The 24,379-nt window shown below is 67.5% G+C and carries 17 protein-coding genes and 4 pseudogenes; 7 read left to right on the top strand and 14 right to left on the bottom strand.

Annotated features, from left to right (window positions below):
* Window positions 1-109: 109 nt before the first annotated feature.
* Genes WQO_RS00160 through WQO_RS00130 form a run of 7 tightly spaced genes read right to left on the bottom strand, consistent with a single transcriptional unit; the run spans window position 110 to window position 6,933 of the window.
* Window positions 110-790 (bottom strand): CBS domain-containing protein, encoded by a 681-nt coding sequence (locus WQO_RS00160; protein WP_010063874.1) that lies wholly within the window; start codon window positions 788-790, stop codon window positions 110-112.
* Window positions 790-1,059, bottom strand: coding sequence for a hypothetical protein (locus WQO_RS00155; RefSeq protein WP_010063875.1), 270 nt, complete (start codon window positions 1,057-1,059; stop codon window positions 790-792). Before WQO_RS00155 ends, WQO_RS00160 begins: the two co-directional genes overlap by 1 nt.
* Window positions 1,056-2,384 (bottom strand): 2-oxo acid dehydrogenase subunit E2, encoded by a 1,329-nt coding sequence (locus WQO_RS00150; protein WP_010063876.1) that lies wholly within the window; start codon window positions 2,382-2,384, stop codon window positions 1,056-1,058. The genes WQO_RS00155 and WQO_RS00150 overlap by 4 nt, the downstream gene beginning before the upstream one ends.
* Window position 2,385: 1 nt before the next feature.
* The gene (locus WQO_RS00145; protein WP_010063878.1) at window positions 2,386-3,396 is read right to left on the bottom strand and encodes an alpha-ketoacid dehydrogenase subunit beta; all 1,011 of its coding nucleotides are present in this window, start codon (window positions 3,394-3,396) and stop codon (window positions 2,386-2,388) included.
* Window positions 3,393-4,457, bottom strand: a complete 1,065-nt coding sequence (pdhA, locus tag WQO_RS00140; RefSeq protein ID WP_107115782.1) for a pyruvate dehydrogenase (acetyl-transferring) E1 component subunit alpha — start codon at window positions 4,455-4,457, stop codon at window positions 3,393-3,395. The genes WQO_RS00145 and pdhA overlap by 4 nt, the downstream gene beginning before the upstream one ends.
* Window positions 4,457-6,259 (bottom strand): acetate--CoA ligase, encoded by a 1,803-nt coding sequence (gene acsA / locus WQO_RS00135; protein WP_010063881.1) that lies wholly within the window; start codon window positions 6,257-6,259, stop codon window positions 4,457-4,459. The genes pdhA and acsA overlap by 1 nt, the downstream gene beginning before the upstream one ends.
* Window positions 6,256-6,933 (bottom strand): CBS domain-containing protein, encoded by a 678-nt coding sequence (locus WQO_RS00130; RefSeq protein ID WP_010063882.1) that lies wholly within the window; start codon window positions 6,931-6,933, stop codon window positions 6,256-6,258. Before WQO_RS00130 ends, acsA begins: the two co-directional genes overlap by 4 nt.
* 14 nt (window positions 6,934-6,947) lie before the next feature.
* On the opposite strand from WQO_RS00130, the gene WQO_RS37340 reads away from it, so the two are divergent.
* On the top strand, window positions 6,948-7,424 hold the full coding sequence (locus WQO_RS37340; protein WP_418082096.1) for a DUF1918 domain-containing protein: 477 nt from the start codon (window positions 6,948-6,950) through the stop codon (window positions 7,422-7,424).
* A gap of 1,052 nt (window positions 7,425-8,476) precedes the next feature.
* Here the strand turns inward: WQO_RS37340 and WQO_RS00120 are convergent.
* Together WQO_RS00120 and WQO_RS00115 are read right to left on the bottom strand one after the other, a co-directional pair.
* Window positions 8,477-9,340 carry a universal stress protein gene (locus WQO_RS00120; RefSeq protein WP_010063884.1) on the bottom strand — a complete coding sequence of 288 codons (864 nt, stop codon included), beginning with the start codon at window positions 9,338-9,340 and terminating at the stop codon, window positions 8,477-8,479.
* Between the two features lie 1,192 nt (window positions 9,341-10,532).
* Window positions 10,533-11,135 carry a CBS domain-containing protein gene (locus WQO_RS00115; protein WP_010063885.1) on the bottom strand — a complete coding sequence of 201 codons (603 nt, stop codon included), beginning with the start codon at window positions 11,133-11,135 and terminating at the stop codon, window positions 10,533-10,535.
* 533 nt (window positions 11,136-11,668) lie between these two features.
* Here WQO_RS00115 and WQO_RS00110 point away from each other — a divergent pair.
* Window positions 11,669-11,989 carry a hypothetical protein gene (locus tag WQO_RS00110; protein ID WP_010063886.1) on the top strand — a complete coding sequence of 107 codons (321 nt, stop codon included), beginning with the start codon at window positions 11,669-11,671 and terminating at the stop codon, window positions 11,987-11,989.
* 271 nt (window positions 11,990-12,260) lie between these two features.
* On the top strand, window positions 12,261-12,803 hold the full coding sequence (locus WQO_RS00105) for a flavodoxin domain-containing protein (protein ID WP_010063888.1): 543 nt from the start codon (window positions 12,261-12,263) through the stop codon (window positions 12,801-12,803).
* A gap of 64 nt (window positions 12,804-12,867) precedes the next feature.
* On the opposite strand, the gene WQO_RS36605 is transcribed toward WQO_RS00105, so the two are convergent.
* Both WQO_RS36605 and WQO_RS36215 read right to left on the bottom strand, forming a co-directional pair.
* Window positions 12,868-12,999: a hypothetical protein gene (locus WQO_RS36605; RefSeq protein WP_418082129.1), complete on the bottom strand. Its 132-nt coding sequence runs from the start codon at window positions 12,997-12,999 to the stop codon at window positions 12,868-12,870.
* Between the two features lie 16 nt (window positions 13,000-13,015).
* A pseudogene (locus WQO_RS36215) lies at window positions 13,016-13,096 on the bottom strand (SpoIIE family protein phosphatase); the annotation flags it as partial.
* Window positions 13,097-13,101: 5 nt separating this feature from the next.
* Between WQO_RS36215 and WQO_RS36600 the strand changes: the two are divergent.
* The 4 genes and pseudogenes from WQO_RS36600 to WQO_RS36510 all read left to right on the top strand — a co-directional run.
* A pseudogene (locus WQO_RS36600) lies at window positions 13,102-13,458 on the top strand (PP2C family protein-serine/threonine phosphatase); the annotation flags it as partial.
* Window positions 13,459-13,898: 440 nt separating this feature from the next.
* Window positions 13,899-14,048: a hypothetical protein gene (locus tag WQO_RS36075; protein WP_158073265.1), complete on the top strand. Its 150-nt coding sequence runs from the start codon at window positions 13,899-13,901 to the stop codon at window positions 14,046-14,048.
* Between the two features lie 106 nt (window positions 14,049-14,154).
* A pseudogene (locus WQO_RS37235) lies at window positions 14,155-14,397 on the top strand (transposase family protein); the annotation flags it as partial.
* Window positions 14,382-15,125: a transposase family protein gene (locus WQO_RS36510; protein WP_237274197.1), complete on the top strand. Its 744-nt coding sequence runs from the start codon at window positions 14,382-14,384 to the stop codon at window positions 15,123-15,125. The pseudogene WQO_RS37235 and the gene WQO_RS36510, both read left to right, overlap by 16 nt.
* Window positions 15,126-15,232: 107 nt before the next feature.
* Here the strand turns inward: WQO_RS36510 and WQO_RS34495 are convergent.
* From WQO_RS34495 to WQO_RS00085, 3 genes and pseudogenes are all read right to left on the bottom strand, one after another.
* Window positions 15,233-15,328, bottom strand: a pseudogene (locus WQO_RS34495) (SHOCT domain-containing protein); the annotation flags it as partial.
* Between the two features lie 52 nt (window positions 15,329-15,380).
* Window positions 15,381-16,607 (bottom strand): IS256 family transposase, encoded by a 1,227-nt coding sequence (locus WQO_RS00090; protein ID WP_193407255.1) that lies wholly within the window; start codon window positions 16,605-16,607, stop codon window positions 15,381-15,383.
* Window positions 16,608-17,354: 747 nt separating this feature from the next.
* Entirely contained in the window at window positions 17,355-24,332 is a 6,978-nt protein-coding gene (locus WQO_RS00085; RefSeq protein ID WP_418082095.1) for a polymorphic toxin-type HINT domain-containing protein, read from the bottom strand.
* Window positions 24,333-24,379: the final 47 nt, after the last annotated feature.

Here is a 24,379-nt window from a genome sequence, read left to right as displayed (position 1 = left end):
CCGCGCCCCCAGGGTCTGCACCGGCTTCTGGCCGGCCGACCCGATCGTCACTCGCCCGGTCGCCGCCAGGCCTGATCCGTGCCGTCCAGGCCGACCACGACGCCCTGCGTCATGATCGTCCACCTCCTTGTTCCGTGTCGTCGATGTCGTAGGCGAGACGGGCCGAAGAGACCGAGACCACTCCGTCGACCGTTGCGCACATGCGCTCGACGGCCCGGATCATGCCGCGGAACGGCAGCTTTCCAGCGAGGTCGACCTGCCCGTCACGCACGTCGACCGTGAGCGAGGCCGGGGCTAGACTCAGTGTGTCGCCGAGCACGTCCTCGACGATCTCCCGGCGGATGTCGTCGTCCCGGCGGAGGAAGACGCCCAGGAGGTCGTGGCGGCTGACGATTCCCACGAGCCGTTCCTCGTCGTCGATGACGACGAGTCGCTTGACACCCTGGACCTCCATCAGCCGGGCCGCCTCCGCCATGGTCCAATCGAGGCCGGCGCACACGGCGGGGGCGGACATCAGCTCCTCGGCGCGCGTCCCCTCGGCCTTCGCCCGTTCCCACGCCTCAACCCCGGGTGGGGTCGGCAGGTTGCCCGGCTCGGCGACCTGCTCGGCCGTCTTGCGCAGCAGATCCCCTTCCGACACCACCCCGATCACGCGGTTCCCGCCGTCCACCACCGGCACCGCGGTCACGCGGTGCTGTGACAGCACCTGGGCGATCTCCTTGAACAGGGCATCCCCACGCACGCTGACCACTTCACGGGTCATCAGCTCGGCGATCCTGCGATGACGCATCATCCGGTCCTTCCGTGTGCGGGCGCATCGGCCTCGGCCACCAGACGAGCGGCGCAGCCGTTCCAGGTGTCGAGGGCCGGATAGTCGCCCTCGGTAAGTTCCGTTCCGCTGAGCTCGGCGAGTGCTTCGACGAATTCGAGGAAGTCCAGCGAATCCATCTCGAACGTGTCCCGCAGGGACACGCCGGGATCGAGCCCGGTGAACTCGGCACCGGGGACGACACGCTGCACGGCTTGCCGAACGAACGCCTTTGCCTGGTCGTGGTTCACAACTCCTCCGGTTGTTGCAGGAGCCGGTCCATGGCGGTCAGGAGACGCGCGCCGGTGGCTCCGTCGGCCGCACGGTGATCGGCGGACAGCGTCGCCGTCAGCACGGGACGTACTCCCAACAGCCCATCCACGGCGACCGGCCGCTCGACGATCCGGCCGAGGCCGACGAGCGCGACCTGCGGCGGGTAGACGACACCGAACACCGCCTCGACGCCCTGGTCGCCGAGGTTCGTGACCGTGATATTGGGATCGGCGGTCTCGGACGCTCGGAGCCGGCCGCCCCGTGCCCGTGCCACCAGGTCCTTGAGCGCGGCCATCACCTCGGCCACGGAGAGTGTGTCGGCGTGGCCGAGGGCGGGTGCGACGAGGCCGCCGCCCCGCAGGGAGACCGCGACGCCCAGCCGTACCTCGTCCGCCGGGACGAAGCGGTCGTCGATCCAGTGCCCGTTGAGCTCGGGCACCTTCCGTGCCGCCAGCGCGACGGCCTTGAACGTGAGTGCTGCGGGCACCAGGCGGGCGGACAGGGGAAGTTCGCGGTTGCGGGCGTGCATCCACTCCAGGGCCGCTGCCATGTCCACGGTCGTGGAGAGGTAGAAGTGCGGAATCTCCCGATTGGAGCGGCTCATGAGCCGGGCGGTGGCCGTCCGAGCCGAGTCCGGGACGGCCGGGCGCGGTGGGCCCACGACGGCTGCGGCGGAACGGACGTCCTCCGCACGGACTGTGCCGCCCCGACCCGTGCCGGTCACCTCGGCGATGTCGACGCCGAGTTCCGTGGCCAGCCGCCGTGCGAGCGGTGAGGACTTCACGCGCAGCGGAGCGGGACGCTCCCTGGTCGATTCGTCGCCGCGCACCGGCTTCGCCGACCGTGTCGTCGGCGTGATCTTGCCGCTCTCCGGTTCCGTTGCCGGTTCCGCGTGTTCCACGTCCGCACGTGTGATCCCGCCTCCAGGGCCCGAGCCATGGACACGGGCGAGGTCGACGTGCCGGTCGCGGGCGATTCGGCGGACCAGGGGCGTCGACGGCGGTGGGCTTTCGGTGGGCAAGGCTTCGGCGGGCGGGCTTTCGGGCGGGTGACTTTCAGCAGTTTCAGCGGTGGTGCCTATGCGTGCCAGCGGGGTGCCCACCGGCACGGTGGTGCCCTCGTCGACGAGGAGGGCGTCGACCGTACCGCTCTGGAAGCACTCCACCTCGATCGCGGACTTGTCGGTCTCGACGACGGCGATGACGTCGCCCCGCGTCACCTGGTCACCCGGGTGCACCAGCCACTGGGAGAGCTTGCCTTCGTCCATGTCGGCGCCGAGGGACGGCATCGTGAACTCGGCCATCTCAGCTCACCACCCGGCGAGCCGCCGCCACGATTCCGGCCGGCTGGGGGAGTGCCGCCTCCTCGAGTCGACGGGCGTAGGGGATGGGGACCTCCGCGCTGCATACTCGTTCGACGGGTGTGTCGAGTTCGTAGAATGCCTGCTCGCAGATGCGCGACTCGATCTCGGCGGACAGACTGCCGCTGCGCCAGCCCTCGTCGACGACGACAGCCCGGTGGGTCCTTTGGACTGAGCCGATGATCGCGGCGTTGTCGATAGGCCGCAGAGTCCGCAGGTCGACGACCTCCGCGCTGATCCCGTCCTCGGCCATCGCCTCTGCGGCTTGGAGCGCCTTGGGCACACAACCGCCGTAGGCGACCACTGTAACGTCGGTGCCTTCGCGGCGGACGGACGCGCGGTCCAGGGCGACGTCTTGGGCCGCAGGATCGAGCTTGCCGGCCGCGTTGTAGAGGCTGCTGTGTTCGAAGAGCAGCACCGGGTCGGGATCGGCCAGCGCGGCTGAAAGCATGTGGCGGGCGTCGTCGACCGTGGCGGGTGCCAGGACACGGAGGCCGGGGATGTGGGCGTACCAGCCTTCGAGGCTGTGGGAGTGCTGGGCGGCCAACTGCCTGCCCGCGCCCGTCGTCATGCGGATCACCAGAGGCACACCGAGCTGTCCGCCGGACATGTGCCGCAGGGTGGCGGCGTTGTTGAGGATCTGGTCGAGCGCCAGCAGGCTGAAGTTGACCGTCATGATCTCCACGACTGGCCTCATCCCGGCCAGTGCGGCGCCGATCCCGGCCCCGACGAACGCAGACTCCGACAAGGGTGTGTCCCGGACACGGTCCGGGCCGAACTCCTCCAGGAGACCGAGACTCACACCGAAGCAGCCGCCGTAGCGGCCCACGTCCTCGCCCATCAGGAAGACCCGGTCGTCCGAGGCCAGCGCCTCGCGCAGTCCCTCCCGCAGGGCCTCCCTGTATGTGATGGTGCCGTCGTCGGAATGCTCTTGCGGTCGCGTTCGCGCGCTCACGACGGAACCTCCTCGCGTCGGCCGGTGACATGGAGCAGCAGGTCCTCGGCAGACTCCTCGGGAGCCTGCTCGGCGGCCCGGACGGCCCGGTCGATGGCCTCCACGGCCTCGTGGTCCAGGGACTCCTGGGCGTCTCTATCGAGAAAACCGGCCTTGCGCATGCCGTCGGCCAGGCGCGTAACGGGGTCGTGCCGCTTCCACTCCTCGACCTCGCCCTTCGGCCGGTACCGGTCCGGGTCGTACATCGAGTGTGCCCGGAATCGATACGTCCGCATCTCCAGGAAGTGCGGTCCGCTGCCGGCCCGGATGGACTCGACCGCGCCGCGCGCCGCCTTCTCCACGGCATGTGCGTCCATGCCGTCGACGGCCCAGGCAGCCATCCCGTACGACGCCGCCCGCATCGCCAGGTCCGTCTGGGCGTGCTCGCGGGCAAGGGCCGTTCCCATCGCGTACAGGTTGTTCTCACAGACGAAGAGCACGGGCAGCCCCCAGAGTGCCGCCAGGTTGGCGGTCTCGTGGAACTCGCCCTCGGCGAAGGCTCCGTCGCCGAAGAAACAGCAGGTCACGCGTGACTCGCCGCGCATTCGGTCGGCGAGCGCCAGGCCCGCGGCGAGCGGCAGTCCGCCGCCCACGATCGCGTTGCCACCGTAGAAGCGGCGGCCGGCGTCGAAGAGGTGCATGGACCCGCCGCGCCCGTGGCTACACCCGGTGTTCTTCCCGTACATCTCCGCCATCACGGCCTCGGGGGGTACCCCGCGGGCCAGGGCGTGGCCGTGTTCACGGTAAGTGGAGACAACCGCGTCCGCTTCGTCGAGCGCCTGGTGGACGCCGACCGCCACCGCCTCCTCACCGATGTAGAGGTGCACGAAGCCGCGGATCGTCGCTGCGCTGTACAACTCGACGCACCGCTCCTCGAACCGCCGGATGAGCAGCATCTGCCGCAGGAGGTCCATGTCGTGGGCCGCCGCAGGAGTGCGGGACGGCGTCGAGGGCCCACGAGCGCGACGGGAGCGCTTCTTCTTCGATGTCCCGGCGGACGCCCCGCGGTGCGCGTCGTTCATCACGTCTCCTTCCCGGAGCGCCCGGTCGTCTCGGCCGGTTCGGGTGTCTCCAGCGTGGACACATCGCCCTCGGGCAGGCCCAGTTCGCGGGCCCGGAGCAGGCGGCGCATCACCTTTCCGCTACGGGTGTGCGGCAGACTCCGGACGAACTCGATCTCCCGGGGGGCGACGGCAGGGCCGAGGCGCCGACGGGCGAACGCCATGACATCGCGCCTCAGCTCGGTGTCGGGCGGATACTCGGGGCGCGACAGCACGAACGCCTTCACGATCGCGCCGGCCAGGGGGTCGGGGCGTCCGATGACACCGGCCTCGGCGACCGCCGGGTGCTCCATGAGGGCGCTCTCCACCTCGAACGGCCCTATGAGGTGCCCTGCGGACTTGATGACGTCGTCGGCGCGGCCCACGAACCAGTACCAGCCGTCGGCGTCGCGGCTGACCAGGTCGCCGGTCAGGTACCACCCGTCCGCGAAGCACGCCTCGTAACGATCCGGCTCGTGGAGGTAGCCGCGGAACATCGACGGCCAGCCCGCCCGCAGGGCGAGCTCGCCCTGGGCGCCCGGTTCCTGGAGGACCTGCACGTGCCCGCCGGTGACCGCGGCCCGGCCGTTCTCGCCGCACGCCACTACGGCGGCCTCGACACCAGGAAGCGGTCGGCCCATCGAGCCAGGCCGCACCGGATCGGCCGCGAAATTGGCGATCATGATGGCGCCGGTCTCGGTCTGCCACCACGTGTCGTGCACCGGAAGCCCGAGCGCTTCCCGGCCCCAGTGCACGGCCTCGGGATTGAGCGGCTCACCGACACTCGCGACGAACCGGAGCGACGAGAGGTCGTGCCGCGCTGAGGGCGTCGGGTCGCCGCTGCGCGGTGCGGCCCGCATGAGCATGCGGAGCGCGGTGGGGGCCGTGTACCAGACGGTGACGCGCTGGTCGGCGAGGATCCCGTACCAGCGGGCGGGAGCGAAGTCCCCTTCGTCGACGACGGTCGTCACCCCGAGGGCGAGCGGGGCGATGATGCCGTACGACATGCCGGTGACCCAGCCGGGGTCGGCGGTGCACCAGAAGACGTCGCCCTCGTGCAGGTCCAGGGCGTAGGCGGCGGTGACGTGATGGGCGAGGACCGCCTCGTGCACGTGTATCGCGCCTTTGGGAGTGCCTGTGGTGCCGCTGGTGAAGTGCAGCAGGGCGGGCTCGGCCGGATCGGTCGGTCCCACCGTGTAATCGTCCGGTGCGGCGTCCATGAGCGCGGGGAAGGAGAGGGTCTCCGGGGGCGGGTCGGGGCCGGGGTCGAGGAGCAGGACGTGCCGCAGGTGCGGGAGACGGGACCGCACCGGGGCCACCTTGCGTTCGTACAGCTCCCGTGTCGTGACCAGCGCCCGGGCGTCGCCCAGCTCCATGCGCAGTGCGAGGGGCTCGGGGCCGAAGGCGGTGAACAGGGGGCACAGAACTCGTCCGGCACGCAGCGTTCCGAGGACGGTGCTGTACAGCTCGGGCCGGCGTCCGAGCAGGGTGAACACCCGCTCGCCGCGTTTCAGGCTGAGCGACTCCAGCACGTGCGCGAAGCGGGAGCTGTCGGCAGCGAGCTGGGCGAAGCTGACCGACTGGACGGTTCCGTCACGGGCGATGCAGCGCAGCGCGACGCGTTCGCCCCGGCCCTCGCGCACATGGCGGTCGACTGCCTCGTATCCGATGTTGATGCCGCCGTCGGGCAGCCCTGCGAGCCGTGACCGCTCGCGGCGCCAGGAGAACGTGGCTCGGGCACTCTCGTAGTCGGGCATGACCGGTGCTGCCCACGGGGCGTTCATCGCGGTGGCTCCACGTCGAGCGCGAGGTTGTCGTAGGCGTACTCGATCGATTCGTGCAGGGCGACCACTCCGTCGACCGAGCGGCAGAGCCGTACGATCACGGGGATGTCGGCGCGCTCGTCGACCCGGCCTGTCAGTCTGACGACTCCGTCGTCGACGGTCACCCGGATCGTGTCGGGAGCGAGGCGCAGGGTGTGGGCCAAGACGTCGTGCACGATTTCGTCGCGGATCGCGGTGTCACTGCGCAGGAAGGGCCGTAGCAGATCGCTGCGGCTGATGATCCCGACGAGACGCCCCGTCTCATCGGTGACGGGTAGCCGCTTCACCCCTTTGCGGTGCATCGTCCGGGCCGTCTCCACGAGATTCCAGTTCGGCTGTGCTGTGACGGCCGGTGAGGTCATCAGCTGGGCGGCCGTCTCCGCAGCGGGCAGCCCGCGCTCCTGGGACAGCAGCCGGACGCCCGCTGGGCGGCCTTCCAGATCGGGGAGCTCGGCGGTGGCCCGCAAGAGGTCGGCCTCCGAGACCAGGCCGAGCAGGCGTCGCTCGGGGTCGACGACCGGGACCGCCGAGACGTCGTGTTCGGCGAAGAGCCGGGCGATCTGCTTGAACGAGGTCTGAGAAGTGGCGGTGACAACGTCGTGGGTCATCACCTCGAAAACCGTGCGGTGCTGCATGACGGCCCTCCTTCATGGGACGTGGCTGCCCCGGCACGTCTCACCCTGCCGCGCGGAGCCGCCCTTCAGGCAGTGCCGAATGGTCCCCTTCCGGGACGGTCGGCCCTCAGAGGGACGGCCCATCGGAGCGCATGCTGGAAGGGCAGAGTGCCGCCGGTCTCGTGAGGGCCGCGAACCGGGTGCTCGCGCACAGGGAGGCGGGAACCGTGACTTCGACCGGTGAACGGCAAGGCCAGGAGATGCCCCGCGCCGGGTTGTGGGCTCGCGTCGGTGACCGGCTGATCGTGGGTGGTGCCACGGTTAGGGACGAGGGGCGTGACGGCGAGATCGTCGGGCTGCACCATCCGGACGGGACTCCGCCCTTCGACGTCCGATGGTCGGACACGGGCCGGGTTACCGAGGTGTTCCCGGGCCCGGACGCGCGCGTCCAGCACTTTGCGCCACACGGCCCGAGGGGGGCCGGACCCGGGAAGGACGCTACGCGGTCGTGAACTCCGTCGCCGCGGCCACCACGCCGGGCACCGTCCGGGTCAGGCGCAGGGCCGGATCCGCCGGAAAGGACTGATGCAGGCGTCCGGCGAGCATCACCGCGCCGCCCTGGTCCCGTACGCTGCGTCACCTTTGGGACATTCGTGTTCGCCGCGGTCGACGGCCGCGCCGCCGGAGCGCTCGCGTCGCCGACTCCGTCAAGGACGACTCTGCCCGGGCTGTTACGGCCCTGAGACGCCTGGACACCGAGGTCGTCATGCTCACCGGCGACAACGCTTGAACCGCCGTCGCCCTCACCGCGTCCGGCGGCATCCCCCGGATCCTGGCCGAGGTGCTGCCCGAGCACAAGGCCGACGAGATCCGCCGTCTCCAAGCCGAACTCTGGACCGTTGCCAAGGTCGGCGACGGCTTCAACAACGCCCCGCCTCGTCCGATCCGACGTCGGACTCGCCATCGGCACCAGCACCGACGCCTCCATCGAATCCGCCGACATCACGATCCCTCGCGGTCGTGGTCACAGCTATCCGGCTCTCGAGGGCGACTATGGGCAACATCAAGCAGAACCTGTTCTTCGCCCTGGTCTGCAACGCCGTCGGAATTCTGCGGCGCCGTCGGAATCCCTTTGCGGTCGGCGCGCTCTATCCCCTGTGGGGAGTACTCCTCAGCCCGATCACCGCCGCGCCGGCCATGGCCCCTTCCCCCTGGCCGTGGTCGCCGCTGCCTCCCGTCTGCTGCGCTGGTACCCCGTACCACTGCCCGAGGCGGTTGGCACACCGACGCGGCCCGAAGTCGGGGCCGCCGCCGACACAACGAGAAGTAAGGACGGGACGGACGGACGCGAGACGGCCGTCGACCCCGTGTCCGGCATGGAAGTCGACCCTGCGGCCTCACCCGAACAGTAAGACAGCTCCGCAGGCCCACTGCACTTTGTTCCACCCACTGCGCCACTTCCTGCGATCCCGCTGCTGAACGCTACACGCCGTGCATCGGCCGCTGTCATCTGTAGAAAGTCGCACACCCGTGCGCAGTCCAAACCCGAGTCGCCACCGCCTCCTTACGCCATCGGGACGATGGCGACCGGCGCGGGACTGTGGTGGATGACTGCGTGGGCGACATGGCCCAGATGCGGGCCGAGAGGGGCGCTCCGACTCCGGCGTCCCACGATGACGAGTTGCGCGGTCTGTGCCGCCTCGACCAGCCGGTACGCGGGCGAGCCCAACACCGACTTGGCCTCCACCTCCACATCCGGGTAACGCTTCCGCCATGGCTCCAACAGGTCGTCCGGTCCCCCGAGGAGGTGGCTGCCCAGCTCCTCACGGATCCCTGGGTCCATGGTGGAGGCATTGCCGTACGCGGCGGGAAGCGCCCAGCTGTGGAGGAACCGCAGCGGTGTGCACTTCCGGGCGGCTTCGGAGAAGGAGAACGCGAGCAGTGCCTCGCACTGCCTGTGGATGTCTACGCCCACCACGATGCCGCCTTCGGGAGCTTCCCGGTCGTCCGTCGCGCGGACGAGGACGACCGGCTGTCGGGCCACGCCGACGACGGCAAGAGAGACCGAACCGACGAGGAAGCCGCGGACACCGCCGAGTCCGCGCGAACCCAGGACTGTCAGATCCGCTTCGTTCGCGGCGGCCGTCAGTTCCTCGGCTGCCCGGCCATGCGCATGCTCCGTGATGACCTCGAGGTCGGGATGGTGCTTGAAGACTCGGTCCGTCACCTCTTGCATGAGTCTCTCGGTCTGCTCGTCGTGGGCGAGTGTGCGGGCGTACGCCATGGGCACTTCCGGCATGCTCGGCCATTCCTCCACGTGCACCAACCTGAGGGGCACTTCGCGCAACACCGCCTGCGTCGCGGCCCAACGGGCCGCTGCAAGGCTTTCATCAGAGCCGTCCAGTCCGACGGTGACCTGGGCTGTCATGGCTTGCCTCCCTCATCGAATCCCTGTCGCCCCGTCGCGGGTCCGGATGGGACAGGACGTCTCCCGTCTCACGTTGGTGCCACGTCGCTTCCGGCAGCAGGGCTGGACAGGGCTCGATCGGGGCCGAACGGCCCATCTTGAAGAGACCCACCAAGATGCCCGAGCGGGAGATGCCCCTCTCGGGACGCGCTCTCGAGCCGGGTGCACCGGGAGGAGTAATGTCCAGCGCGATGCCCGCCCGACCGGAGTCGGCAACGTCGTCGTGGAAGTGGACCGGGCCCCCCTCCGGGCGCACGGCTCGTGCTCTGTGCCGCCGAAGAGGCCCACCGACGGGGGCGGGCGCTGCATGGCGCCGACACCGGCCGTCGGGCCTCTTCGCTGACGCCGAGACGATCCTGGCGGTGCGTGAAGCGGGTCGCGACCTGCTGACCGAGACCGCGAGTGCGGTCCGTGACCTCTTTCCGGATCTTGCCGACACGAACGGGCCGAGCCGCCAGGAGCCGATCGCCGGTTCCGGTCGGTGGTCAGCCATCGGGGCACGCTCGCGGTGGGCTGGGCAACCGAGTGCTCGGCGGCTACCCGGCTCATGCTCGGATGCGTCGGTGTCATGGTCCGCTCCGATCTCGCTGGCGCCGGGGCCGTCTTCTCCCTCGGACGCCAGGGGTGTCGGCAGCCGCTTGCGCCACGCCCTACGTGATGGCCACCTTCGCTGGCATCGTGACCTGTCAGATCTGCACGGCTTCAGGAGCCCGCACCGATCACACGGCGTTGCGCGACGGAGGGGTGTTCGAATCCCCTACTGCTCGCCAGTATTGCCTTCGAGCTCGCGTTAACGGCCGCTCCTGTCCCCGCGTCTCCGCTCCACCGTTCTGCGTGCACGCCGCTGGTGGACGAGGCGATCGTCAGATAGCGGGGGATGGCGAGCAGTCACCACTCGATCAGGACCATCGAGCGCGAGAGCCGTTCTGGGTAGGCGATGTCGAGCCGCCGGGGTGGTCGCGCTCGGATCCCTGGCCGAAAGACGGGTAAAGGTCGGTGCCGAGTGTGCCGTACGAGTTATGCAAAGCACAGCACGATCGAGTGCGGGATCACCAGGATCGATCTGACCAGCCACAACCAGCGGGACAGCCTGCTGTCGTCTTTGGCGGAGCGGGCCACAGGACTGCACGGGCCGCCAGGGGTGCCCATGTCGTCACTTCCTCAACAGGTCGTCGTCTTCGTACCTGAGCCGGTCGACGACCCCCACGACACCGTCGACGCTGTTGCAGAGCCGGAGAAGCACCGGAACGATGCTGCGGCGGACCGTGCCGCTGAGGGTGACCCGGCCGTCCTCGACCTCCACCGAGAGGGCCGATGGGCTCATCATCAGGGTGTGGGTGACCACGTCCTCGACGATCTCCTCCTGGATCGCCCGGTCCCGGCGCAGGAAGAGCTGGACGAGGTCACTCCGGCTGAGCACACCTACGAGGCGTTCGTCGTCGTCGATGACGGGCAGACGCTTGATCCTGGCCCGTTCCATCACCCGAGCGGCGCGCACCACGCTCCACTCCGGACGTGCGACAACGACGGGACTGGACATGAGCGTACCCGCCGTGCCTGGTCTGGCACCGGCGGCACGGCGCCGTATCAGGTCCGCCTCCGACACCACGCCCAGCGGCCGGTTCGACTCGTCCACCACGCACACCGCGGTGATGTCGAAATCGTTTAGGAGGCGGGCGATCTCCTTGAACGTCGTGCCCGGAACGACGCTGACCGCGGTGGGTGTCATCAGATCCGCGACGCTGCGGTGCCTCATCGCTCGTCACCTTCTCGCGCGTTCGACCGACGGCCCCCCGTTCAGGATCGCCCCCTGCTGCAGTTCTGGGGAGGGCCGTCCGGCCCCTGGGTCTGCCCGTGGTCGGCGGCCGTGCAAGCGGCGGAGACCCGATCGGTCATATGCCTTGGTGCAGGAAGCGCTCGTCGAGCACGACGACCAGTCATCCAGTGCTCTGCACAGTACCGAAGCGGAGAGCCTGACGTCCGTGTGGTGCACCCCCGGTGACTTGGTCCGGGAGCCAAGGGCATAGCGGAGCTGCCGACCCGGGGAGGTGCTCTCGTCTTCGTCATGGAAGAACTGCAACTCGGCGTGGTGCAGGAAGTCGACTGCGGTGGTGGAGGTGGAGGGGCCGACGCGAGTCCGTCGCGGAGAGCAGCGTCGGGGTCGAGGGTCTGGACGGAGCCCGGCTGTGCGCACGTGCGACAGCCCCCGACCCACGGCCACGGTCAGCGCCCACCTGGACAGCGCCCGCCGGCGTCGCAAGCCGCGTCACCCCGGCACCCTGCCCACGAGTGGCGACGGAGTTCCGCCCTTTCGGCGGCGACGGCTCCGCGCCCGTGGGCCTCGTGACTCCGGACTTGGCCAGGAAGGGACCGGAAGACCGGCAGCACGCCGTGACGGCGGAGCGGGTCATGCTGCCGCCGACGAAGGTCACGGTCGTCGGCGCGGACGATCCCCTGGCTGATCTGCTGCCGCGCATGCAGCCAGGCGTCGAACATCCGCTCGAACGGAAAGGGCTGTTCGGCACAGTCTCCGCGTCGTACGTCAGCCGCACGGTCACGTGGCTGACGACGAGCATCCCACGCGGCCACGGCGGAGGCCGGGATACGTAATACCTCTACCTTGGCGTGCAGTGATCTGATGAATGCTTGCACTGTTCGGCCCGATGGATCAGGAAGCGCCGCTCCTGTACGGGCGGACATCCCCTGTGCGCGTCCGACTCATGCGGCCGAGGAGGCCATTATGGAATGGCCGCAGTCAGTCAATCCTGATGCGGTGGTCGCCCTCCTTGTGGTCCCCCAGAGAGGACTTTCCCGGACCTACTTCTTCCGCTTCGTGTCGTCGCCTTCGCGGCGGCCCTCCGGACACGACGGAGGCAGAAACATGGCACTTGTGCGCATCCTGTACGCATCCGAGCATCACTCCACGCAGGAGATCGCCTCACGGATCGGCACTCGGCTGCGAACTCACGGTCACCATGTCGACGTGCGGTCGCTGACCTCAGCCCTCGGTGGGCAGGGCCTCCCGCGGGTTGACGCGTTCGTCATGGGGAGCGCGGTTCATGACGGAGCCTGGCTACCGACGGCGGAAGCCGCCGTCCTGGCCGGCGCCGAGGAGTTGCGTGGGCTGCCGGTGTGGATGTTCAGTGTTGGGATGTCCGCCGCCCTGCCCAGGCTCTTGCGCCTGCTGGCCGACCGCGCCGTGCAACCGCGTGTCGCCGCGCTCGTCGATGCCGTCCATCCCCTCGAGCATCGGCGCTTTTCGGGCGTGATTCGGCGGGAACACTTGGACCGCAAGGGGGCTGTGCTTTTTCGTCTACTCGGCTGTCGTTACGGAGACCACCGGGACTGGGCAGCGGTCGACGCATGGGCAGACGATATCGCAAGGCAGCTCACAGCCTTGCCCCCACTCAGTCTCGCAGACTGACGGCCTCTCCACGGCCGACCGCCCTCGCGGAGGGCGCGGCGGTCGGCCGGCAGGCGGTCGCCGTTCACGCACCGCCTTCCGCGAGGGAGGCGAGTGCTGCGTCGAGGTGGCGAGTAGCCTCGTCCACGACCGGGGCCATGGCATCGACGTCGTTGAGAGCGACCATGGTGGAGGGGGCGATCGCCTGGACGATCACCTGATCGCCGTCGGTGAAGGGCGCGGAGCATGCTGCGGGTCTGGGCCATGGCGGCCGCCGAGTGCAGGTCGTGGCCGACGACGTCGCCGATTCGCGCACCAGGGCTGGACCCTGCACTGGAGCACCGCGGGCCACCTCCCCCCGCTGCTGATCACGCCCGGCGAGCAGGCACGATACCTCCACGCCGAGCCGGGCCTGCCACTCGCCGTCATCGCCGGACAACCCCGCCCCGACCACACCCATCCCCTTCCCGCGGGCGCCACCGTGGTCTTCTTCACTGACGGCCTCATCGAGCACCCCGCCCACACTATCGACGACGGCCTCGCCGCCCTCGCCGAACTAGCCACCCTCCACGCCAGCCTCCCCCTGCAGGACTTCGTGGACACCCTGGCCGACCACCACCCCAGCGACGGTCACGACGACATGGCCATCCTCGCCCTGCGCACCCCGGAAACCTGACACGCCAAGACCCGCAAACCCGCCGGTCAGCCCTGGAACGGCTCCGCGCTCACCGCAGAGGGCGGGAGGAGCTGTTGAGCTGGGTCATCAGCTCCCGGTTGGTCACCCGCGCAGGCTCGAGGTCCTCTCGCGTTCGGTGAGCCGGTCACGGAGTTCGGCCACCTGTTGTTCGAGGTCGTCGATCTTTCTCTGGAGAGCCCCGGTGCCTTGGGGAGCACCAAGGCCGGTGGCGTTCCAGGCGTCCAGTCCGAAAGCTTCGGACGGGCGTTGTTCGAGCCGGTACACGTGCCGCGCGAGGCGGGTGTTGCGGTCGGTGAGGTTTGCCAGATCGGCCAGCAGTTACTGTCGGCTGACCTGCGGCTTTCAGGCCCCTCCCGCGGTTGTGCGGCTCGGCTCAGGACGGCTGCGTGTAGATCGCTGTACCGGTAGATCAAGCTGCGATGGACGCCCGTCAGGCGAGCGACGGCGGACACCCTGATCGGCAGGGCGTCGCGCGTCAGGTCATCGAGAGCAGCCAGGACGCGACGGCGACGGCGGGCGGAATCGTCGGCGCGGAACCCAAGGAGCCGTTCGGCCGGGGAGACATGTGAGAATTGGTCCGGTAGAGACCCCTAACGAACTCGTGCGCGGTAGGGGGTGAGACGTCGACCTCCTGATCCTTGATCATGGTCTTGTGGTGGGGACTCGACGCGTGCGGTGATCATCAGTAATCGGCGGATCACGGGCCTGGCTGTGGGAGTGATTGCTGAACTCGTCGTGGAGATAGGCCCGTTGTGGCAAGAGCGTCACCAGGCCCGGCTCACCTCCCGGCCACGGAAGCGGGCCGTGGGCGTCGGCGCAAAGCACCGGCTGGTGTTTGTCGATCGGCTGCTGGCCACGCTCGTCCATCTTCGTCACGGGGGCACCCACGACGTGCTGGCCTCCTGGTTCGGCGTGGACCGTTCCACCATCACCCGGGCCGTCGGCGAGGTGCGGCCCCTGCTCGCCGAGCGAGGCTGCACCATCAGCCCCGACGTGCGGCTGCGAACTCTGGCCGACGTCGTCGACCACCTCGGCGCGAGCGGGACGACCGGCATCATCGACGGCACCGAGATCCCGGGTCCGTCGGCCCGCCGCCGGACGGAAGAAACCGCGACAAGTTCATCTCCGGCAAGAACAAGCAGAACGCCGTCAAGTCCATGGTGGTCACGGACGCCGAAGGCCGCGTGCTGTGGTGCAGCCCAGCACGACCCGCAAGCTGCGCGGACATCACTCACGCCCGCCAATTAGGGCTGGTCAAGCTCTTGGCCGACGGGCCCGCGGCCGAGATTCTCGCCGATGCCGGCTACCAGGGCCTTGGCGCGCGGACCGGCGGCCGGGTGGTGGCACCACCACACCGCAAGTTCAAGAAGAACGCCCCGCACTGGTACGAGGAGATGCACAAACGCCAGCGCAAGGCACTCCTCAAGGCGGATCCGGGTCGAGCACGGCATCGCCCATCTAAAAAATTGGCGTGCCCTGGCCCGCCACCTCGGCCGCCGCGAGCACATGAGCGACACCGTCCAAGCCGTCGCCGGCCTGCTGTCCCATCAGCAGACCGCGGACCTGACGTCGACACGGCAGAGGTGAACACCGAGCCCCGCCGACAGCCTCGACGTCTCACCGCCTACCGTGCACGAGCTCGTTAGGTCGATGGTTCTGTACGCCAGATCGGCGACGGACTCTGTCGCCGACCCGGCCCCTGCCGGCCGGGCACGCCCGTCTGGCTGGGACCGACGGGCGTGCCCGGCGCGACCTAGGAGTGGAGCACTTTCTCTTTGGCCCGGCGGAACTCCTCCTCGGAGATGTCGCCGCTGGCCCGGATCTCCGAGAGCTTGGCGAGTTGGTCCGCCTCGCTGGCCGGGGGGTCTGTCAATCGAACGGTGTAACGAGGGTGGTTGGGGTTACTGACGGACTGCGGAGAGACGGCCGTCGAAGGTGATGTCGAAGGCGTTGAGCGCGGTCTTCCAGCGCATGGTCCAGCGGGCCTGACCTCGGCCGGTGGGGTCCAGGGACATGATGGCCATGTAGACGCACTTCAAGGCAGCGGTCTCGTTGGGGAAATGGCCGCGGGCCTTGACCGCCCGCCGGATCCTGGCGTTCACGGACTCGATCGCGTTCGTGGTGCAGACGATGCGGCGGATCTCGGTGTCGAACCGCAGGAAGGGGGTGAACTCCTCCCACGCGTTCTCCCACAGCCTCACGATCGCCGGATACTTCCTGCCCCAGGCGTCGGCGAACTCCGCGAAGCGTTCGAGGGCCGCGTCCTCGGTCGCCGCGGTGTAGACGGGCTTGAGGAGCTTGGCGATCTTGTCCCAGTCCTGGCGGGCGGCATAGCGGAAGGAGTTCCGCAGCAGGTGGACCACGCAGGTCTGCACGATCGTCTTCGGCCAGACGGTCTCGACCGCGTCGGGCAGCCCCTTCAGTCCGTCGCAGACCAGCATGAGGACGTCGTTCACGCCGCGGTTCTTGATCTCGGTGAGGATGTGCATCCAGTGCTTGGCGCCCTCGCCGCCGTCGCCGGCCCACAGCCCCAGGATGTCGCGCCGGCCTTCGGTGGTGACGGCCAGGGCGACGTAGATGGGCCGGTTGGCGACGGCGCCGTCGCGGATCTTCACATGGATTGCGTCGATGAAGACCACCGGATGGACGGCGTCGAGCGGCCGGTTCTGCCACTCGGCCATTCCGTCCATGACCTTGTCGGTGATCGTGGAGATCGTCTGGCGGGAGACGTCGGCGCCATAGACCTCCGCGAGGTGGGCTTGGATCTCGCCGGTGGTCAGGCCCTTCGCGGACAGGGAGATGACCATCTCGTCCACGCCGGTCAGGCGTTTCTGACGCTTCTTGACGATCTTCGGCTCGAAGGAGCCGTCCCGGTCACGGGGCACTGATATCTCGACCGGTCCGACGTCCGTCAGCACGGTCTTGGGGCGGGTGCCGTTGCGGGAGTTGCCGCCGTTCTTCCCGGTCGGATCGTGCTTGTCGTAGCCGAGGTGGTCGGTGATCTCGCCCTCCAGGGCGGACTCCAGCAGCCGCTTCGTCAGCAGCTGGAGCAGTCCGCCCTCGCCGGTCAGCTGCAGGCCCTCGGCCTGGGCGCGGGAGACCAACTCGTCGATCAGCCGGTCGTCCATGGACGTCGGCACCACAGCCTCAGATGGCTCGACGGTCTCGGCCTCGGCCACGTTCTCACTGGTCATCGGTGCATCTTCCTTGATCGGGAGTTACACCGAACGATTTACAGTCCCACCACCGGCAACAGGAGGGGAGCTATACCGGACCGAAAGTAGGAGGTCCCATTGTTGAGCCACGAACAAGATCGGGGTCCATTGTGGCCGCCTCCCGGCGGTCGGTAGCGGCGAGCAGCAGTAGCGACTTAACCGCTCCCACATAGTACGTATGGAGGTTTCGACCGTTAGGTCGTTCCGTCGCATAAAAAAGCCCCGCCAGTACGATGACTGGCGGGGCCTCACCGCAGGCACTTCAGGGTCGAGGATCTTTCGAGCTCGGACTTTTGATCCTAGATCGGCACGGAAATCAGATGCCGAAATAGGTAAGTCCGATCGGTTTCGCGGCAACCCGAGATAGGCTATGGATTTTCATCCATTAGCCTTTCTAGGCTATCATGCAAGCGCTCGCTTTGCAGTCTGTTGGATGACCAAGCCTGACTGGTATGCACTAGGTGCTTGGCGTCTCCTCGACTGCTCAATCCGAGATCTACGACGGCGCGAATACATTCGACTTGAGAGAGGCCCGCCTTCTTCAACTTTATCAGGATTGCCTCACGGTTAGCGTTGTCGCCAAGGTCCCCGCGAACTGAGCTTAGTGCGCTCAGGTACCTATCCATGTGGATACTCTTCCCATTGGTTGGTGAGTTTTCGCTAGCATCCTTTAGGGAGGTCAATTTCCCATTTTCCCGACTTGCCATTCTCGGGGCCTGAGCTCGTGCGAAGCCAGTTTACCTCAAGCTTCTCGAATCCTTGGGCTGTCGCCGCGTCGGTTACCTTTCTTTTAAGGGCCAAGAAATCACTTGCGCCGACAGAGCCTCGGGGGAGATCTCCGTTCGCTCCATAGATGGATATATTATCCAGCACGATCTTATTTCCATCGATTTCGACGAAGGCTCCGACGTCTATGTCCCCTTTGGCTGTGCTCAGAACCGTATGAAAGTAGGCTCCGCCTCTAAGGTCATCGATTGATGCGATACCTGAGCTGTTGTGCACGAGTACTGGTGTACTGCCTGCGAGGACATAGTACGTGTGCAGGTCTTCGACGGTCAGGTTGCGGACCTCGGCAACCTGGGCCCAGTTCTTGGTGCCCACGACGCGTGCGTGTGATCCACCGCTGGTCAACAGTGATTGCCCCGCGCGAATTTCTGCTGCATAAACCCATCTATTTTGCTCTGGAATCCAGAAGGGGTGGTTAGCCGTGGTTGTGATCGTCGTGTCAGAAGTCGAGGTTTTGGTATGTTCTACGGTGATCTCAACGAGAGTCTTCTGGCCGTTGCCGAGGATTTCCCTGGTGATCTTCTTCGGTTTGGTCTCGCCAGTTATGGGATCAGTGGCCAGGACTTCGTCCCCGACTTCTACTGCCGATATTTCCTTGTGTGTTCCGTCAGCCATGAGGACTTTGGTGTCCGGGAGGAAACTGTTGCAGTCGGGGGCTGACTTAGCCAGCTTCGCGGCCTTCGCGGCCTTCGCGAGTTTGGCGACCCAGCCTCCAATCGGAATGAATCCCACGGCAGTCCAGATGCAAGCCGTTCCGCTGCCTTTCGCGCAACGTTCCGCGTCGCGGACTCCCAGGATCTCAAGCATGTCACCCTTGCTTGGGCTGATCCATCCAAGTTCATGGGCCCTCGCACAGAAATCGCTACTGGGGTCGGCCATGCACTGGCCGTCGGCCCATTTGACGATCATCTCTGAATAGGAGACGTCGAGGTCGCCCATCGAGTAGTTCCGTGCGTAGAGCTCGGCCTTTGTTGGAATGCGTACGCCTTCGATTACCGGCTGCTTGTCGATGGGCTTGGGCTTTCCGGCACCTTCGTTGTCACCTTCGGTGTTCCCTGATCCACTGTCCTGGGGTAGCGAGGATTCGGTCTGGGTTTCTTTGTAGTCCCAGCCGTCTTGGGTTTTTGTCCAGTTGCCGGTGTCGGCTCCGCAGGAGCCGGTTCCGCCGCAGGCTCCGTCGGGGCGTAGCCCGGTCGGGTCGGAGAGGGTGGTGGGGTTGTTGTTGGCGTAGTTGTAGCCGTTCATCTGTTGGGGGTCGGCCAGGTCGAGGATCGGGTCGACGGAGATGAAGCGGCCGAGGTCGGGGTCGTATTCGCGGGCGCCGAGGTGGGTGAGGCCGGTGGTTTTGGTGTCGTCGGTGCCGCCGACGAAGCCTCTGGTGCCGGGCCAGGTGGTGGGTGTCTGGCCGCGGATTTCGCCGAAGGGCAGGGTGCGGCGCTGGGTGATGGCGAGGGTGTTGGCCTGGATGGCGAGTTCGCCGGTGCCGTGGTGGTCGGCGACGGTGAAGGAGAAGGTTCCGTCGTCGCTGCGTATGGCTGTCTGTCCGCCGCCGAGGTCGAAGTACCGGGTGGCTTCGGCCTTGTCGGCTCCCTTGCGGACGGTGACTTCGGTGTGGCCGAGGTAGAGGGTGACCTCGGTGGGGGTGCGGCCGATCAGCCGGTTGCCGCCTGCGTCGTAGAGGTAGCTGGTGGTTTTGCTGTTCTCGGTGACGGTGGCGAGGTGGCCTTCGGCATCCCAGGTGAGTTTCTGGCCTGGGCGGGTGGTGGTGTTGCCCGCGGGGTCGTAGGCGTAGGACTCGGTGTTGGTTCCGGAGGGGCCTGTGGTGGTGCGTGAGGTGAGGCTGTGGGCGTTCTTGGCGCCGGCCGGCGGGTAGGTGTAGACGCGGCTGATGTCTTTGGCGGTGTTGCCGGTGCTGTCGTGCTGGGTTTCGGTCTTGCGGTTGCCGGCTTTGTCGTAGGTGAAGGACTGCCAGTAGGGTTCCGGGCCCCCGAGTTTGTCGGCTGCTGGTGCCGCGGCACAGGTGGTGACGGGCTGGGTCCAGGCCTCGGTCAGCCGGGTGAGGTAGTCGTAGGTGAAGCACTGGTTGTCGGTGCCGGTGCGGGAGACGTCCGCGATGGACAGGATGTTGCCCGCTTCGTCGTACTGGTAGGTGGCGTGGCGGTCCACGCCTGCCTGTTCCTCCCGGTCGACACGCGTTGTAGCCAGTCGCTGGGTACCGGGCTCGTAGGAGTTGGTGATCCTGGTGAGCTTGCCGCCGTCGGTCAGAGCGACATCGTGCACGAGCGGCTTGCCGGTGTAGCTGTAGGAGGTGGTGCCGGAGATGCCCTGCCCGTAGACCTGGATCGGCCTGAGGGTCTGCTCTTCGTAGGCGTAGCCCACGGAGCCGCCTGGGAGGCTGCCGGCGGCGGAGTAGTTGGTTCCGTCGGGCAGGCCGGAGGGCAGGAACGTGGATCCGGTCTGGTAGGTCCCGGCAAGTTTGCCTTCGTCCCCTTCTGCTGCGGGGATGACGACGGAGGTTCTGACCGCACGGTAGAGAGCGTCGTACTGCGTGACCTTGGTGGTGTACTGCTTGCTTCCCACGTAGCGCGTGGAGGCGGCGAGATGTCCCTTGGCACGGCTGACGGTGTCGTACTCGTGCTTAATGCGCAGGGCGCCCGTCGCTGAACTCTCACGCACCTCAATCTGGCGTCCGAGACCGTCGTAGACGTAGGCGAGACCGGGGACGTCCGTGCGTGAGCCCTTGCTGAACACCAGCTGGCCGCGGTCGTTGTAGGTGCTTTCGGTGGGACCCTTGTCAGGGTCGGTCAGCTTCGTCTGGCGCCCGAGCTGGTCGTATTCGTAGGTCCAGCTGTTGTTGTCCGGGCCGGTGACCTTGCTGAGCTCTCCTCTGCGCGTGTGCTGGTAGAGCGTGCTGTCGTACGCGGCACTGGCGGAGCGGAGATGGTGCTGGCGCAGTTCTGTGGTCTTGCCGCGGGCGTCGGTGAGGGTCGTGGTGGCGGTGGCGCCTACGGGCGGGATGACCGTGGTTCGATCCCCTCCGTAGATGGTTCTCGTGGTGCTGAGGACCTTCCCGCCGTCGCCGTTCCCACGGACCTGCTGTGTCTCGACGGCACGGTTCAGGCCGTCGTAGGCGGTGTGGGTCTGTGTTTCGACGGACCATGCGTTGTCGGGCTTGAAGATCTTGGCCGACGGTTTCGTGGTCGTGTAGTAGGGCGCGAATGCCTTGGTGGGCAGGCCACGCTCGTCGTAGAAGGTGTCGCTCAGGATGCTTCCGTCCTCAGGACCGGGAGCCTGGGTCTGGCGCTGGCGGAGGTATCCGTCATACAGCACCCATGAGGTGACCTGGCCGCCCTTGTTGTCCAGGGTCTTCGCGGCCACCGCGACCGGCTGGCCTTCGGTGATCGTGTACTCGAACTCTTCGGTCGGCGTCTGGCTGGTCGTCCGGTTCGCCTCCCATACCTTGGCGGTGCGGCCCAGCGCGTCGTACGCGATCTGGGTGGAGTTGTTGTTGACGTCGGTCTGTTTGACGGTGCTGTTCCGCCGGGGGTCCACGGTGGTGGTGGACGTCAGGGACGACGTCGCGACACCGGCTGTGGCGGGCGGTGTGGTGACCTTGATCTGGGTGGGCAGCCCGGTGGCCGGGGTGTAGGCGGTTGTTGTGGTGAGGCCGCCGCTGCGTGCCGTGCGTACGGGAGCCGAGGTTCCGGTGACCGTGACGTCGGCAGACAGGTCCACCATGCTGGTCTGGCGCCCGTAAGCGTCGTGGGCAGTGGTGCTTTCCAGGTAGGTGGCCTTGGTCCCGTCGTGGCTCTTCAGCTTGGCGCCGGCGGTGAGGTCTCCCTTGGTCGGCGCTGCCCCGTAGGCGGCACCGTCGTAGGCGGCCAGCGCGTCGGAGACGACGTCCTTGGCCCGGTCGATCTGCGTGACGTCACATGCCTTGGCCACCGTCTCGACGCGGTAGGTGAGGCCGAGGATGTTCTTGCTCGTCACCGGGGGATAGGTCGTGCGGGTGCACTGGTCGTCGGTGGCTATCGCGTCGTCGCCGCGGTCCTCGACCTGCACGACCCGGCCGGCGATGGTGTCCTGCTTGGTGGACTTGGACATCGTGCGCCACTGGGCACCGGCTCCGTTGTCCAGGGAGATCCACTGCTTGGAGAGCGAGGCACCGGTGAAGTTGGCGGTGACGGTTCCCCAGTCGCGGACCTTCTTCGCCGTCTCGTGGTGCCACGGGCGCTGGACGGACTTCTCCAGGACCTTGCCGCCCGGCTTGTCGAACGTGACCGACTTGTAGGTGAAACCGGCGGCGGACTCGTGATCGGTGATCGGGTCGCCCTCACCGGCGCCCAGGGTGACGGCAACGTTCTTGGAACCGCCGCTCTTGTCCTTGCGGTCGCCGTCCATACCCCGCAGGAAGTAGGAGTCCTGCTGCGTCTTGAGAGGGACGTCGCCTCCGTCCCCGCCGGTCTGGACCCGGACCTGGCCGTAGCCGCGCCACTGGGACCAGGTCTTTTCCTTCTCCTTGGTCAAACCGTCATCGTCGTTGTAGTGCCAGGCGGCGTTGCCGAGGTACTGGTAGTGGGTGACCTCGTCGGGGGCGCCGCCGGTGCGGTCCTTGGTCGTGACCGACGTGGTCACGTACTTGTTGAACCAGTGCAGCTCCGCAGGTTCTGAGCTCGTGCCGCCGAGATACTGCGGGAAGCAGCGTGTGGTGTTGGTCTCCGGGGTGGGCAGCGCGGACCAGCTGCACGCGGCGGTTGAGTAGTTGGCTACGACGCTGGAGCCGTATTCGTCGTCGATGTGGTTCAGTCGGCCCTTGACGAACGGTGCGTAGCCGTCACCGGTCTTGTCCAGCCGGTTGGCGAGCTGGGTGTAGCTGAAAGTCGTTTTCGGCAGCGTGATGGTGGGCGTGGCGGATTCACCGGTGCGCTGAATGCTGTCCAGGAGGAGCTGGTAGTCGGTGTCGGCCATGCCCCACCGGTGTTCGAGCTTCCAGGAGTCGACCTTGTCGTAGGTGCCACCGGTGTTCAGGACCTGGGAGGTGATGCCGGTGAGCCGGTGGCGGGTCCAGAACGAGGGGGAGAGCCGGCCGTTGTCGCAGCTGGTTCCGGCTTTGCAGTTGAGGTCCCAGGGGGTGTCGTACCAGTAGAACGACTTCGCGTCGATGGTGTCCGGGGCGCAGGTGACTCCCGTCTGGGGCAGGCAGCGCTCAGAGTTGTGGAAGACGACCTGCGAGAGAGGCTTGGTGGCGTAGAGGTCGTTGGACTTCTGCCCGTAGTCGATGCGCTTGAGGACGCCGCCACGGGTGTACGGGGTGTCGTCGTCGGCCTTGAGGTTCCGGCCGTAGGAGTTCTCCTCCTTGGTGTAGTGGTAACTGACCGTGTTGCCGTGGGTATCGACGGCGTAGTCGAGGTTCCACCGCCACGCCTGCTGGCACCAGGAGGTAGCGAAGGTCGTGCCGTGGCACTTCTCGCCAGTGTTGTTGCCGTATACCGGGTGCGTCCAGGTCGAGTCGGTGGTGGGCTTTCCGGCAGCCCAACCGGGCAGCCGGTTGTAGCCGAAGAAGTACTGGGTGCCGTTGGACGTGGTCAGGCGCCAGTACTCGTTGTCGTTGTCCCCGTTGGCCCGGTCGGCGGATTCCAGCCGGGCGATGCGAGTGCCGTCGTCCTTCTTGAGCTTGAACTCGTCCTTCCCCGCGGGGACGAGCTCACCGCTGGCACCGTTGAAGGAGATGAACGCGTTGTCGTAGGCCCAGCACATGTCACCGGGCTCGCTGCCGTCAGCGTTCTTGACCCCATCGTCCACGCACGGCTTGTAGCGGCGCTCGATGAACCCGGGCCACAAGTCGAACCCGTCACCGACCCAGGAGCCCTGGTTGTTGGTCCCTCCGGACCGCCCGTCGATGGCCCCGGAGGAGTAGGAGAGGCCGATCTGGGGCTTGAAGCCGCCCGGTACCTCGGGGACGGGGATGTCGTAGGACCAGCTGAAGTCGCCAGTGTTGAGGCTGGTGTCCCAGCTCGACGAAGGCGACAGCGTCGTTGCCTTGAAGTCGCCCTTGTCCCCGGCGGCGGCAGCCGTGGCAGCGAGCACCGTGGGTGCCCCGGTCCGCAAGGTCATCAAGTCCGCGGTGAGCGACTGACCTGCTGTGTCATTGGTTGCCTTCAGATCCGTGGCTCGGCGGCAGTCCGCCTCGTCCGGGGTCGTCAGCGCGCAGGCGGGCAGTTGCACCAAACGCATGCGCGAGGCGTACGAGCCACCGTAGGACTCCGCGAATGCTGAGTAGTCCACCGTCACGGCCGCAGGCACGCCGGACGGAGGCTTCGCAGCGCGAGGTGCCGAGGCTGAGGCCTTCGGAGTCAGCGCGAACAGCGCGCCGTTCACACCTGCGCGCCGGGCGTGCTTGCTCCCGAAGACGCGCGATGTCACCTCTACCGGGCTGGAAGGCGCTGCTGGAGCTGTCTGAGCCTTCCCGTTCGCCTTCTTGGCCGATTGCTCTTGCCGGGCAGGAGCGATCCCTACGGGTTGCCCTTCGGGCCGGACGAAGCGAGCGGCTCCCTTTGTTCCGGCCGCCGGGAGCGTAACTGAGATTTCGCTGGCTGCGGGCGCAGCCGCGCGAGGCTTCTCCTCCGGAACACGAGGCCCCTTGGCCGCCTTCCGCGGCAGAACCTTGCTGACCTTTGCCCCGGCGACGGGCTTCTCCGAGGCGGGCATGCCGGGGAGGTTCGACGAGGCAGCCATGGCGGTGACCGGCAGGGCTGCAGCTTGCAGCAGGCTGGCGATCAGCACCGTCGACAGGACCAGCGAGGTGCGGCGGAGGGTTCGTGCTCCTGGAGGCGATGTGCGAGCGGATCTCATGGGTGGGTGTCCATTGCTCCTGGGTGTTCCGCCGGGCAAGGGGCAGA

The organism is Streptomyces globisporus C-1027, from assembly GCF_000261345.2.
GTDB lineage: Bacteria > Actinomycetota > Actinomycetes > Streptomycetales > Streptomycetaceae > Streptomyces > Streptomyces pakalii.
Note: the sequence above shows the minus strand (reverse complement) of the source record. Positions and strands in the feature narration are given on the sequence as shown.

Excerpts from the sequence above, each read along its gene's own strand:
- WQO_RS00160 (WP_010063874.1), bottom strand. The coding sequence starts at position 790 with ATGCGTCATCGCAGGATCGCCGAGCTGATGACCCGTGAAGTGGTCAGC.
- WQO_RS00150 (WP_010063876.1), bottom strand. The coding sequence starts at position 2,384 with ATGGCCGAGTTCACGATGCCGTCCCTCGGCGCCGACATGGACGAAGGC.
- pdhA (WP_107115782.1), bottom strand. The coding sequence starts at position 4,457 with ATGAACGACGCGCACCGCGGGGCGTCCGCCGGGACATCGAAGAAGAAG.
- acsA (WP_010063881.1), bottom strand. The coding sequence starts at position 6,259 with ATGAACGCCCCGTGGGCAGCACCGGTCATGCCCGACTACGAGAGTGCC.
- WQO_RS00130 (WP_010063882.1), bottom strand. The coding sequence starts at position 6,933 with ATGCAGCACCGCACGGTTTTCGAGGTGATGACCCACGACGTTGTCACC.
- WQO_RS37340 (WP_418082096.1), top strand. The coding sequence starts at position 6,948 with ATGGGACGTGGCTGCCCCGGCACGTCTCACCCTGCCGCGCGGAGCCGC.
- WQO_RS00120 (WP_010063884.1), bottom strand. The coding sequence starts at position 9,340 with ATGACAGCCCAGGTCACCGTCGGACTGGACGGCTCTGATGAAAGCCTT.
- WQO_RS00115 (WP_010063885.1), bottom strand. The coding sequence starts at position 11,135 with ATGAGGCACCGCAGCGTCGCGGATCTGATGACACCCACCGCGGTCAGC.
- WQO_RS00105 (WP_010063888.1), top strand. The coding sequence starts at position 12,261 with ATGGCACTTGTGCGCATCCTGTACGCATCCGAGCATCACTCCACGCAG.
- WQO_RS36075 (WP_158073265.1), top strand. The coding sequence starts at position 13,899 with ATGGACGCCCGTCAGGCGAGCGACGGCGGACACCCTGATCGGCAGGGC.
- WQO_RS00090 (WP_193407255.1), bottom strand. The coding sequence starts at position 16,607 with ATGGACGACCGGCTGATCGACGAGTTGGTCTCCCGCGCCCAGGCCGAG.
- WQO_RS00085 (WP_418082095.1), bottom strand. The coding sequence starts at position 24,332 with ATGAGATCCGCTCGCACATCGCCTCCAGGAGCACGAACCCTCCGCCGC.